Annotated in this window: 10 protein-coding genes; 5 read left to right on the forward strand and 5 right to left on the reverse strand. The window is 46.5% G+C overall.

All coding sequences use genetic code 11. The features are described from left to right. Nucleotides 1-21: 21 nt before the first annotated feature. The 4 genes from D0C16_RS23410 to D0C16_RS23425 all read left to right on the forward strand — a co-directional run bounded on the left by D0C16_RS23410 (nucleotide 22) and on the right by D0C16_RS23425 (nucleotide 4,722). Nucleotides 22-1,296: a YeaH/YhbH family protein gene (locus D0C16_RS23410; RefSeq protein WP_151034651.1), complete on the forward strand. Its 1,275-nt coding sequence runs from the start codon at nucleotides 22-24 to the stop codon at nucleotides 1,294-1,296. Beyond that, nucleotides 1,293-2,789 carry a SpoVR family protein gene (locus D0C16_RS23415; protein ID WP_151034652.1) on the forward strand — a complete coding sequence of 499 codons (1,497 nt, stop codon included), beginning with the start codon at nucleotides 1,293-1,295 and terminating at the stop codon, nucleotides 2,787-2,789. Before D0C16_RS23410 ends, D0C16_RS23415 begins: the two co-directional genes overlap by 4 nt. Nucleotides 2,790-2,913: 124 nt before the next feature. Further along, nucleotides 2,914-3,834, forward strand: coding sequence for a polysaccharide deacetylase family protein (locus D0C16_RS23420; protein ID WP_225318832.1), 921 nt, complete (start codon nucleotides 2,914-2,916; stop codon nucleotides 3,832-3,834). 18 nt (nucleotides 3,835-3,852) lie between these two features. After that, nucleotides 3,853-4,722 carry an alpha/beta hydrolase gene (locus tag D0C16_RS23425; RefSeq protein WP_151034653.1) on the forward strand — a complete coding sequence of 290 codons (870 nt, stop codon included), beginning with the start codon at nucleotides 3,853-3,855 and terminating at the stop codon, nucleotides 4,720-4,722. 66 nt (nucleotides 4,723-4,788) lie between these two features. On the opposite strand, the gene D0C16_RS23430 is transcribed toward D0C16_RS23425, so the two are convergent. Both D0C16_RS23430 and D0C16_RS23435 read right to left on the reverse strand, forming a co-directional pair. After that, nucleotides 4,789-5,997 (reverse strand): M56 family metallopeptidase, encoded by a 1,209-nt coding sequence (locus D0C16_RS23430; RefSeq protein ID WP_151034654.1) that lies wholly within the window; start codon nucleotides 5,995-5,997, stop codon nucleotides 4,789-4,791. A 2-nt stretch (nucleotides 5,998-5,999) separates the two neighbouring features. Continuing rightward, nucleotides 6,000-6,368, reverse strand: a complete 369-nt coding sequence (locus tag D0C16_RS23435; RefSeq protein ID WP_151034655.1) for a BlaI/MecI/CopY family transcriptional regulator — start codon at nucleotides 6,366-6,368, stop codon at nucleotides 6,000-6,002. A gap of 194 nt (nucleotides 6,369-6,562) precedes the next feature. On the opposite strand from D0C16_RS23435, the gene D0C16_RS23440 reads away from it, so the two are divergent. Then, nucleotides 6,563-7,375 (forward strand): hypothetical protein, encoded by an 813-nt coding sequence (locus tag D0C16_RS23440; RefSeq protein WP_151034656.1) that lies wholly within the window; start codon nucleotides 6,563-6,565, stop codon nucleotides 7,373-7,375. A gap of 64 nt (nucleotides 7,376-7,439) precedes the next feature. Here the strand turns inward: D0C16_RS23440 and D0C16_RS23445 are convergent, their stop codons facing one another. The 3 genes from D0C16_RS23445 to D0C16_RS23455 form a co-directional block, all read right to left on the reverse strand. Beyond that, complete coding sequence (locus D0C16_RS23445) at nucleotides 7,440-8,162, reverse strand: RNA methyltransferase (protein ID WP_151034657.1); 723 nt, start codon at nucleotides 8,160-8,162, stop codon at nucleotides 7,440-7,442. Between the two features lie 134 nt (nucleotides 8,163-8,296). After that, nucleotides 8,297-11,176 (reverse strand): endo-1,4-beta-xylanase, encoded by a 2,880-nt coding sequence (locus tag D0C16_RS23450; protein WP_151034658.1) that lies wholly within the window; start codon nucleotides 11,174-11,176, stop codon nucleotides 8,297-8,299. Nucleotides 11,177-11,393: 217 nt separating this feature from the next. Beyond that, entirely contained in the window at nucleotides 11,394-13,013 is a 1,620-nt protein-coding gene (locus tag D0C16_RS23455; protein ID WP_151034659.1) for an NAD(P)/FAD-dependent oxidoreductase, read from the reverse strand. Between the last annotated feature and the right edge of the window lie 54 nt (nucleotides 13,014-13,067).

The raw sequence follows: 13,067 nt of genomic DNA on the forward strand, positions 1-13,067 counted from the left end.
ATAAAAAGTTAAGGTTGGGTTATGAGTTACATAATTGATCGACGTCTCAATGCCAAAAACAAAAGCGCTGTAAACCGCCAGCGCTTTTTGCGGCGTTATCGCCACCAAATTCAGAAAGCGGTATCCGATGCGGTTAATGAACGCTCAATTACCGACATTGATAAAGGTGGTAAGGTCAGTATTCCCGGGCGTGATATTAGTGAACCTATTATTCATCACGGTCAGGGGGGGCTTAATGAGCGCGTGCTGCCGGGTAACAAGCATTTCTCGGAAGGCGATAAAATAGCGCGGCCACAAGGTGGCGAGGGGCAGGGCGGCGGCGGTAAAGCCAGTGATTCCGGTGAAGGAATGGATGACTTTTCATTCACACTTTCACAAGAAGAATTTTTGGACTTTATGTTCGATGGGCTTGAACTACCCAATTTGATCAAGCGCCAATTGTCGGGTTTGGAAGAGTTTAAAACCGTGCGCGGTGGTATTGCCAACGAGGGGCAGCCGGGTCGAATTAATATTGTGCGCTCCTTACGTTCTGCCAATATGCGGCGCTTGGCGTTGACCGGTGGCAAACGTAGACAATTACAGGCCTTGCAAGAAGAGTTAGCTGAGTTGGAAAAATCTCCGGAGGCAAAGCGCGATTCGGCACGTTACAACGAATTGCTTGCGGCGATCGCCAAGCTGGAGCGTTCCATCAGTAAAGTGCCATGGTTGGACACTTTCGATCTCAAATACAATTTGATGATCAAGCAACCAGTGCCGCGCTCTAAGGCCGTCATGTTTTGCATTATGGATGTTTCCGGTTCAATGGACCAGGCCACCAAAGACATCGCCAAACGCTTTTTCATCCTTCTTTATTTATTCCTGCAACGCAATTACGAAAAAACAGAAATCGTATTTATTCGTCATCACACCAGTGCGAAAGAAGTGGATGAAGATGAGTTTTTCCATTCGCGCGAGACTGGCGGTACGGTGGTATCCAGTGCGTTGCGCTTGATGCAAGAAATTATCAAAGATCGCTATTCGCCAGAGCAATGGAATATCTATGGCGCCCAGGCTTCCGACGGTGATAACTGGGGTGAAGACTCTGATGTGTGCCGCGATATTTTAGTGGATGAGCTCCTGCCTAGTTGCCAGTATTTTTCTTATATAGAAATTACCAACAATGAGCATCAGGCATTGTGGAGCGTTTACGAAACGATTCAAGAGCAATTTCCCGAGAGTTTTGCACTACAGCATATTCGCGGTGTGGGCGATATTTATCCGGTATTCCGTGAGCTATTCCATAAGAAGGTCGCATGAAAAATCCACTGTTTACCACCTCTGAATGGAACTTTGATTTGATTCGCGAAGTGGATCAAGTTCTTGCTGGTTTGGCGGAAGAGTTTGGTTTGGATACCTACCCCAATCAAATTGAAGTGATTAGTTCCGAGCAAATGATGGATGCCTATTCATCGGTGGGAATGCCTATAGGTTATAGTCATTGGTCGTACGGGAAACAGTTGCTGAGTACTGAGCATTCCTACAAACGCGGGCAAATGGGGTTGGCATATGAAATTGTAATCAACTCCAACCCCTGTATTGCGTATTTAATGGAAGAAAATACCATGACCATGCAAACGCTGGTCATCGCTCATGCGTGCTATGGGCATAACTCGTTTTTTAAAGGTAATTATTTATTCCGCACCTGGACGGATGCAAGTTCGATTATCGATTATCTGGTGTTCGCGAAAAACTATATCAGTAAATGCGAAGAACGTTACGGCATTAGCGCGGTTGAAGATATTTTGGATTCCTGTCACGCGTTAATGAATTACGGCGTGGATAGATACAAACGTCCTTATCCTATTTCTGCTCAGGAAGAAGAGCGGCGCCAGAGTGAGCGAGAGGAGTATTTGCGCAAACATGTAAATGATCTGTGGCGAACTATTCCTAAGTCGGCCAACGCCGATGCACATAAAAATGAACCCCGTTTCCCTCAAGAGCCGCAGGAAAACATTCTCTATTTCCTGGAAAAAAATTCACCCCTTTTGGAACCATGGCAGCGGGAAGTAATCCGTATTGTGCGCAAAATTGCCCAGTATTTTTATCCGCAGCGCCAAACCCAGGTGATGAATGAAGGTTGGGCAACTTTTTGGCATTACACGCTACTGAATGAGCTGCATGCGCGCGGTTATGTGACGGATGGCTTTATCATGGAGTTTTTGCAGTCGCACACCGGCGTCATTGCTCAACCTGCTTATGATCACCCTTATTTTAGCGGTATTAACCCTTACACCTTGGGTTTTTCGATCATGAGTGACATTCGTCGGATGTGTGAAAATCCTACCGATGAAGACCGTACCTGGTTTCCAGAAATTGCTGGCTCTAATTGGAAAGAAACGCTGCAGTTCGCGATGAAAAACTTTAAAGATGAAAGTTTTATCCTGCAGTTTTTGTCCCCTAAAGTTATGCGCGATTTAAAACTGTTCAGCATAGTTGATGACGATCAGCAGGAAAAAATTCGTGTCGATGCAATCCACAATGAACGCGGCTTTCGCAAACTGCGTGAAAATCTGGCTGGTCAATATAACCTGGGGAATCGCGAACCCAATATTCAAGTCTACAAAGTAGAGGTGCGCGGAGATCGCTCGTTGACTCTGCATCACTACATGCACAATCGCCGTCCGCTGGGTGAATCCACCGAGGAAGTCTTAAAACACTTGCACCGTTTATGGGGCTTTGATGTTCATTTGCATTCGGTGGATGGTGACGAGATTAAACAAAGCTACCATTGTCCGCCCAAGCACCCCTGATTGCATCTATTAAAAGATAGTGAACTATACCACGGGAGTAATGTCAGCTTATTGCTGTAACATGCTCCCGTTTTCTTTTGGGTTATTGCCTGAAGGATGGATCGTATAATAATCAGGAAGTTGTATGAAGATTGTAATTGTTCGTTTTTTAATCTTGCTGAGTGCCGTTATTTCATCGATTTGTTTTGCCCGCGAAATCTCGCTAACCTTTGACGATGCTCCGACGCCTGATTCAGTGTTAATGACGGGTGCGGAGCGTACACAGAAGTTAATTGCAGCTCTGAAGCTCGCCGATGTGCCCGATGCATTATTCTTTGTTAAAGCCGATTATATAAACCCGCAAACAGCAGGGCGTCTAACGCAGTACACTGATGCGGGCTTCCATTTGGCGAGCCATAGCTTTACCCATCAGTCTGCCAATCAACTAGGCGTAAATGCCTATGCGCAGGATGCCTATAAAGCGCATCTGGCTTTGAAACCCTTTGCTAATGTCCTGAATTACCATCGATTTCCCTTTCTTCATTACGGTAAAGATCTTACTGAGATTAATCAGTTGCAAAATTTACTTAGGGAGTTGGGGTACAAAGATGGCTACGTGACTATCGATAATTTTGATTGGTATATCAGCTCGCTAATTACCAAAGCGGCGGAAGAAAAGAAAACCATAAATTATGAAAAGGCGCGGGACTTTTATGTAAAAAGTCTGTATGAATCGATTGAATTTTACGATGCAATTGCAAAAAAATCCTTAAAACGATCACCACGGCATGTATTGCTGCTGCATGAAAATGATGCGGCTGCTCTATTCGTTGGCGATTTGATTCAACATTTGCGCAGCAAAGGCTGGAAGATTATTTCCCCGCAACAAGCTTACAAAGACCCTATTGCGAAAAGCTTTCCTGCGGTTGCCTTTCATAAGCAGGGCAGGGTAGCGGCAATTGCTAATAGTAAAGGTGTTCCCGAAGCAGAATTGCGCCATCCTTCAGAAAATGAAACTTATCTCAATCAGGCGTTTATCTCTGCCGGAATTATAGAAAATAAATAATCGTAATAAGGGAATTAAATGTTCTTAAGAATAGATTATGTCTTGCCGCTTTTCATGAGCGTAGTTGGATTTACGAGTCAAGTAATCGCAGCAGAGCTTCCTCCATTTGGATATCCCAAATTTGAAACTCTGAGTGTTCATGCGAATAGTAACAATAAAGATTACGAGCTTTATGTTCAAGTTCCACAGTCTTATGCCGATTCAAAAACTAATTACCCCTTAATTTTGGTTAACGATTCGCGTTTCGCATTTCCAGTCACAACTGGTGCAATGGCGTTAATGGGCGGTGCTGTAGTACAGGAAGCGGTAGTAGTGGGTATATCTTACGCAAAAGGTGAAGATCGCAGCATTAGTCGCACACGTGACTATACCCCTACCTATTCGCCGATAGAAAAAAGCGGATATTCCAGTGCTAGTCGATTAGCATCTGGTCACGCCAAGGAGTATGTGGATTTTATTGAGACTCAGGTCATTCCGTTGGTGCAGCAAAAATATCGTATCGATACTAAAAAGAAAGTGTTCGTAGGGCATTCATTTGGTGGTTTGTTAGGTGCCTATATCCTTTTTACAAAACCGGAGCTCTTTACTGATTACATCATTGGTAGTCCTTCGTTGTGGTACGACAATCGGGTGATGTTCAGCATGGAAAAGGAGTACGCGAAATTCCATACGCAACTACCGGTAAATGTCTCCATGTTTGTCGGTGAGCTGGAAAACGATTATTACCCTATGGTAAAGGACTTGCACGATATGGAAAAGCAATTGCGCTTACGTAACTATAAAGGATTGAACTTGAAGGTTGAGGTTTTAGCCAATGAGAATCACCACAGCGTGTTTCCCGGTTTATTATCCAAGGGCCTTGTGGCTACGATCCCGTTAAAAAAATAGATGGTTTTTGTTGTGCGCAGGTGCAAGGTATGTGTATGCATCACATATACATGCCTTGCCTGTGGTTTACAGCGATTCTGGGGCACCTGCGGCAAAGTCCTTCAATAGCTTAATTGCATCCTTGCAGCTTATATCTTCCAGTACAAGTGTTATTTCATCGTTATCTGCTTTTGCGAGCACTTCAGCGGTGCCGCATTTCTTATTAACTTCTTTCATCACCTCATGTGCAGAAATTTTGGCAACATCAAGGGAGATGATTTTATTATCGATTTTGTCTGGTGTTGCATTGGCACAAATGGCGATTAATAGCCCGCTGAGTAAAATGGCGAGACCAGTTGTCGAACCTGCTTTCATGGCGGATTCGTTTTTTTGTGTTTTAAACAGGCGAGTAACACGCTGCAGCAGTAAATTTTTGTGATTGATATTCATTGCAATTTTTTTATTGGTATTCATTTCAGCAAGCTCCTTCAGTGTATTGGCAAACAACATGGGGTTTTGATTTATGGTTACAGCAATATCGTCACAGGCATGTTCACGTTCCTTATCGATTTGAGAAGAAATCCATAGTAAAAAGGGATTGAAAAAGAAGAGGGTTTTTATCAGTGTTTGTATTATTCCCAGCAGGTAATCCTGGCGGCGGATATGGGCAAGTTCATGCAACAAAATCGCTTCTATTTGTTCTTGGCTCATGCATAACAGTAGTTTCATAGGGAGTAGTACCACAGGTTTGATGTGGCCGATAACGCAAGGGGAAATGGTAATCAATGAAATGCGAAGTTCAATTGAGCGTGAGATGCCAATCGTTCTTGCAAGCCCCATGAATATTGAGTTCCATTTTTCTGGTGTTGTTGTCAGGTTGTCGTTTTTTAAGTATTGGCTGTAGCGATAATCGACTAGTATCTTAATTCCAATGGCAGCAACAACCAGCATCCAAATAAAGGCAATGTTGTTAATGTAAGTGTTAATAAAATCAACGAACCCCCAGTGTAGGGAGTTTTCAATTTGAGATAATGGCTCATCGGCCAGGGTTGGGTGAATTACAATGTTGGTGCTGTTTTTTTGGTAGCTGTAAAAAGTAGTTGCGCTGGTAAATAACGCTAGCAGTAGGCTTGCCAATGCAGCCAGATAACGAGTATTTGCACTCGCGTGCCGGTAGCAGGCTAGTATTAGTGCGCAAGATAAAGCGATTAGGGCGTGTTGCCATAGAGAGTGCAATAGCATCCAGCCAAGCGAGTTAATCCAATCTTGCTGCATGAATTGCACAACGTTTTCCATGGCTATTTATCCATATTATCCAGAAATGCTTTTATTTCATTAAGCTCTTTTTTGGATACCTTTTTATTGCCAAGCAAATGCATTACCAATTGCGATTTGGAACCGCCAAATGCACTTTGCAACAATTTTTCCAGCATGGAGCTTTGTGTGTCGGCCTGTGCTATTAACGGAAAATAAATGTGGCTTTTGCCATCCTTCTCGCGCCCTAATAAACCTTTCTGTTCCATTATCTGCATGGTTTTTAGGGTGGTTGTATAACCAACAGGTTTGATTTCACTCAGTTTATCGTTGACCGTCTGTACTTTGGCTTCTTGTAATAGCCAAAGTACTTGCAATATTTCCAATTCAGCCGGGGTGGGGGTTATTGACATATTTTCTTCCAAAAAAGAGTAATACCCATTACTACGTAGTTCTTCGTAATAACTTATACGAAGTGTTTCGTAGTTTCAAGTGGGTAGTGAAAATAGTTCATATGTGCGCCGCATTCTAGTTGGGTGTTGAAGAGTTAATCCGGTTTCCTATATCCTGCCGCTTCGGAATTTACTATCAGGTTTAGGAAGGCGAAATGGATTTAAAAAAGTCGAGATTGGTATTTTTAGGTTGTTTTGCAGTGGTGGCAGGCGGTTGTAGTTGGGGAGGCAATTCTCGCAGTGTCCAGGATTTGGATATTTACGAAAATCCAACCGACACTCGAGTACTGCAGCTAAATCATCATCATAAATCAGGGCGTAGTGCCACCCAATTGGAAATCCTGCACGTGAATGTTGACGATAAGCTCTTTGTCAGCTCGGCAGTTGGGGAGCAGGGGAATGGGGAAGCGAGAATTCGAAACACTAGGCTTCCTGATAAGCCTGAGTATCAAATGATAGGTGTGGGCGAGGTTGCTGCTTCCTACGATATTCGTCGGTCTTCATTGCGTCATGTATTCAAGTTGGATGCTAACGGACGCATGCAAATTGATTTTTCTCCCGAGTTGTCATTGATCCAGTTGGATAGCGAGTACCGCTCTGCTCATAAAGCATTGGACATAGATTTTGATAAATTGGGTGCGGGTGCGAGCTTTAATTTTCGCTGGGTTATGTTTAGCCGTTTAAGTTTGAATGCGAGTAGTGCGCGTACTTTTTATGATGGCAGCACAGATTCAGCTAGTCATATGGTGTATTTACGTTTCTACCCGACTAAAAATTTGTATTTAGATATTGGTAGGCAAACCAACTATTTTGATTTTGGCGATGACACCAAGGTTTCCTTCGAGCAGCGCGTACGAGAGGGCGGCATTTGTGAGTCCAGTTGCAATTATGTTTATGACGGAACAAAAAATTCTAATTTGGTTGTTCAAAATATCGGTTACCGGTTTGCGGTCGGTTACGATTTCTAACCTGGTTTGATCTATACACTAACGTTGTATTCGCTGGTGTATGTCGAGTTCGGCCTTTATCCGCTTAGCGCATCAATTCGTAAACACACATGTTCACTGCGGAAGCCAGGTTTAGGGATTCAATGGCTCCGCATCCACTAATCGTAAAGGCTTGTGCCTCCATTTTTTGCAGTTCTTCGCGCGGAACACCGCGCGCTTCGTTGCCAAACACATAGCAATCACAATTTTTAAAACTGGCATCACTGAGTGGTTTTCCATTCATATCCAGACTACCAATGGTTTTAAATTGTTGCGCTAATACCGCTAATGGAACATCCAACTCCATAGGTACGTGAAAAATCGCACCCATGCTGGAGCGCACTACCTTGGGGTTGTAAGGGTCAACAGAACCCGGGCTGAGGAGGCAGCGAAAATTTCCAAACCATCCGAGGCTGCGCAGAATGGTGCCCAGGTTGCCTGGGTCTTGAACTTCGTAAAGGTAAATCGTTTTTTGATTGCCGATTTGCGTTGGCACTTTGGGCAAAATCGGAACGACAGCAACTATCCCCTGGGGTGTTTTTGTGTCTGACATCTGCGCCATCTGCTTTTCGCTGACTAGGTGTGTTTTAAAAGGGCTGGGAAAGTTGTGAAAGTTTTCGGTAGCGTATATTTCACTCTTTGCTAACAGAGGATTGCTCGTCGCTGCTTTCTCTAGCTCCAGTATTAAATGTTCACCTTCCACCAGAAAATGCCCGAACTCTGAACGGTATTTTTTTTGGTGAAGTTTTTTTATGTCGTCGATTTTCATGGCGGCCTGGGATCTTGCGGGTGAATGCGGCGGGTGTGTAAATTGAGTGGTGTATTCTAGCATCGGTGCGCCCATAAACAAAAAACCCGGTGGAATTTCACTTCCACCGGGTTTTTTGTTCGGGTGTCGAACAACTATTTAGCAGTAACCACTACGTCGTCGATAAACATATTAATGCCGCCAGCAGGGCCTTCGGCGTAAATCAGAAAGTCATTGATCACACAGTCAGCAGGAATCACCAAATCGCCGGTCAGGGTTGTCCATGCGCCTTCAGTAACTGCACCCGTGTTGGCGACCCAACTGTACGTGGTATTGCTACCGCAAGTGAGTTTGCGAGTGATATTCACCGGTGCAGTTGCTGCACCTTGAATACTTACGGCCATGCTGACTGAATAGGTTTTACCGGCTTCCAGCAAGGGTTTCAAATTGTTGTATGCCGCTGGGCCGTTGCCACTGCGATTACTCAATTTCAAACTGTAGGTGCCGGATTTTACAAATTCGGTGCTTGCCGCGACGGTTCCATTCCAGGAAGACCATCCGCTCACATTGCCCGCTTCAAAGCCGCCGTTGCTTACCAAATTGCTGCTCACATATTGGCGCACTGATACATCGTCCAGATAAATATCAATGCCACCGGCAGGGCCTTCGGCAAAAATCAACACGTCTGTCAGCGCACAGTTGGGCACATTCAAGTCGCCGGACAACTCGACCCATTGACCATTGTTGACAGTTACCGGGCTTACCAACCAGCTGTAAGTGTCAGTACCTGCACAACCAATTTTGCTGGTGACGTTGATATTGGCCGATGCGGCGCCGGCGATACTGGCCCAGAGTTTCACTGAATATTTATTCCCTGCGCTAACCAGCGAGGTCAAACTGTAAGCGGCTGGACCGTTGCCGTTACGGTTACTCAGTTTCAGTGCGTAGCTGCCGTTATGAGCCAGCGCGGTATCGGCGGTGATGGTGCCATTCCAGCTAAACCAACCGCTGGCGCTGCCGCTTTCAAAATTGCCGTTGGGGATCAGGTTCGGGCCAAAACCATTGCCGGCTAGTGGAGCGTGGAATTTCACTGCATCCAGGTTGGCTACGCCGTAGACATTATTAAATTTAATGTAAACGTCGTGTTGGCCACTCACTGCTGGCCATGGCATGGTCAGGGTTTTCGCAGTGCCCCATCCGCCGCTGGATTCCAATTCTTTTTCTACTAAGGGCGCTGCATCCAAACTATCCAAATGGAACGAGACTGAACCCACGTCTGCGTTACCTTTCAGATAGGTGATGCTGAGTTGATCCCAAGCGCTTTGGAAATTCACTTTTTTGAAGGCAATCCAGTCGCCTTTATCGGTGTAGGAAACTGTGTCGCCCGAAGCGATTATGCCTTGGCCCTCATCATATTCTTCGGCTTGCAAGGTGATGCCGCTCGCATCGCCGCTCCAACCGGCTGGAACATAGTAAGGCACGGCGCAATTGGTGCCACCGGCAACATAGCAGAGCATCCATTCAAAACCGGGACGCAGGGTTTTATTGGTGCGAATCAAATAAGCATTTTCTCGCCACATGTAACCTTGTAAATGGCCCCAGTGGGTAACGCCAACCACCGATGGGTTATCCCAGAAGATGGTGAACAGATCGCGCACGCGATTTGCGTGTTGCGCATCATTTTTGAAATTCAAATCGAATTCAGAAATGTAAATTGGCAAACCTGTCGCGGCGAGTGTTTCCAGATTTTTCTTCACCACGCTATTTTCAGCGCGCTCAAGGAAGTGAGATTGCAAACCTATGCCGTCGATCAGATCGCGCTCTTGTAGCACTTTAATGATTTTCAAATAGTCCTGAGTGAAAGATTCCATAATCAGGATTTGATAATCGTTCAACAGCAACTGCGAATTGGGGAAATGCTTGCGGGCCATTTCAAAGGATTTAATGACCCAATCCCAGCCGGTGACACCTGCGCCACCCAGCGCATTGCGATAACCGGCCGGTGCGTGGAGTGGCTCGTTTACAACGTCGATCATATCCAAGTCCGGATAACGCGCAGCCACTTCCGCCATCCACTCGTCAATTTCGGCGAGTTGTTCTTCGGCCGGTAAACTGGTAATCCATGCGGGCGCTTGTTGGCCCCAAATCAAGGTGTGCATTTTGAAGCGCATACCGTTGGTTTTGGCAAAGTTATAGGCCTTGTCCAACTCTTCCCATTTCATTACATCACGTGTGGCTTCTACGCTGCCCCATTTGCCGGCGTTGCCCGGAGTAAGTTGATCGAAATAGAACGGGAGGTCATCGAACTCTGCGGCTTTGTCCACGGCGGAGCCCAAGAAGCGGTTGCCAATGGCGGTAAATACGCGCACCGAATTAGAGGCGGTTTTGTTGCCGCTGGGGTCATAGGCCGTGGCGGTATAAACCTGGCGCCCATTGTCAGTGCTCGTGACCGGAATGCTCAGGGTGAAGGGCGCTTTGGTAACCTGGCCGATTACTTTGCCATTGACTTCAAACACGACTTTGCGTACCGCAACGTTATCGTTTGCTTGTGCGTCGAGTGTGATGTTGGCGTTGCTGGTAAATAATTTTTTGTTTGCACTCAAACTGATGGTGGGCGCATCGGTATCACAGGCTTTGCCGTTGATCGCAATCACATAACCGGTTGCTCCCGTATAGGTACCTGTGCCTATGTAACCAAATTTGTATTCTTTGCCCGAGCGAATAGTTTGGTATTGCAGATATGAAGGCGAGTTAACCAGATAACCGCCCTCAGTGGGACTGTACTCGGCTTGATAGCCATCGCGAATACTGGTGTTGCCTACATCCAGTAATATCTGGAAGCTTTTGGCAACTTCGCCAGTTTTGTTCGCCACGGCGGACCAGCCCTGATAGGACGTTGGGTTGGGCCAGGTAGCGTAAAGTCCGGAATTTACGGTGTAGCCGCAATTGCCGGGGTTAGTGGTTTGTGCAGCGAGGCCTGAGCTAAAAGCGAGCAGGCCCACCGCGTATCCGAGCGGGAGCAATTTGTTGGACATGTCAGTCTCCGAATTTTATTAATTATTGGGTAGAGCCAGGGTTATTTCCTTTGACCGTACGGGGGAGCAGCGAGAAAGCCAGGAGCGGTAGCACGGGAAAGACAGCACAAATAACCTTATGGTCATTCATACTAGTAGGCAAGTGCTATTGAAATCAATAGCACTTATAGTACTTGTAGGATTAAATATTTAGGTGACAGGTTATAAGGGCGGAAAATTAGCCGCCCAAGTCCGCCAGCATTGCCTTGGCCAAGGCTTCAGCGACTTTGATCCCATCTACACCCGCTGACAAAATGCCGCCTGCGTAACCCGCACCTTCGCCAGCCGGGTAGAGGCCGCGAGTGTTGAGGCTTTGCAGTGTCTCGTAGTCGCGCGTAATGCGCACGGGCGATGAGGTACGGGTTTCGATACCGGTTAACACCGCGTCTTTGCGATCGAATCCGCGAATTTGTTTGCCGAATTCCGGCAGGGCTTCGCGAATGGCTTCAATTGCGTAATCGGGGAGGGAAGGCGCAAGATCGCCGAGTTTTACCCCTGGCTTGTAAGAGGGCTCCACTTCGCCGAATTCCTTGGAAGGTTTGCCGCGAATAAAATCGCCGACAAGTTGTCCCGGTGCGCAGTAATCTTTACCGCCTAACTCATACGCGCGCGATTCCAGTTTTTCCTGCAGCTCGACACCGGCGAGGGGGCCGCCGGGGAAATCTTTTTCTGGATCAATGCCCACGACAATGCCCGCGTTCGCATTGCGCTCGTTGCGTGAGTATTGGCTCATACCATTGGTGACTACGCGTTCCGGTTCCGATGTCGCCGCAACCACAGTACCGCCCGGGCACATACAAAAACTATAAACCGCGCGACCATTTTTCGCGTGATAAACCAGTTTGTAATCCGCCGCGCCTAGCTCCGGGTGACCTGCGTATTTACCCAAGCGCGCGTGATCAATTAATGATTGCGGGTGTTCGATGCGAAAGCCCACCGCGAAGGGTTTTGCTTCCACAAAAACGCCGCGTTCATGTAATTTGCGAAAAGTATCGCGCGAGCTGTGGCCCAGTGCCAGCACGACATAGCGGCTGCGAAGTTCGCTACCGTCAGCGAGGCAAACGCCCTGAATACGTCCGTCCTCGATAATAAAATCACTGACCTTGTTTTCAAAACGCACTTCACCACCGAGCGCTTTAATTTCTTCGCGCATGGTGGACACTACGCCGGTTAAGCGAAAGGTACCAATATGCGGTTTGCTCACATACATAATTTCTTCCGGCGCACCAGCGCGTACAAATTCGTACATCACTTTGCGACCGTAAAATTTCGGGTCTTTGATTTGGCTGTAAAGTTTTCCATCGGAAAATAAACCCGCACCACCTTCCCCAAATTGCACGTTGGATTCCGGTGTTAATACTTTGTTGCGCCATAAGGCCCAGGTATCTTTGGTGCGGCGGCGAACATCTTTACCGCGTTCTAATACAATGGGTTTAAAGCCCATTTGCGCGAGCGTCAGTGCAGCAAATAAACCGCAGGGACCAAAGCCGATTACTAGTGGGCGTTCGGTTAAATTGTCTGGTGCCTGAGCAACCGGGTAGTAATTAGTATCGGGAGCGGGGCGGATATTTTTATCATCGGCAAAACGCTGCAGAATTTTTTCTTCATTATTTACTTGCAGGTCGATGATATAAACAAAAGTGATTTCACTGTTTTTTTTGCGCGCATCGTAGCTGCGTTTAAACACGGTGAATTCGAGCAGATCGGAATCTTTAATTTTCAAGCGCTGGACTATGGCTTTACGCAGGTCGTCAGCGGGGTGATCCAGCGGCAGCTGGAGTTCGTTAATGCGGATCATATTAGCTCCTGGCCGGTGACTTTCCGGCAAAGGGGGTTGGAAGCCCGCGCATTT

Source organism: Cellvibrio sp. KY-GH-1 (assembly GCF_008806975.1).
Lineage (GTDB): Bacteria > Pseudomonadota > Gammaproteobacteria > Pseudomonadales > Cellvibrionaceae > Cellvibrio.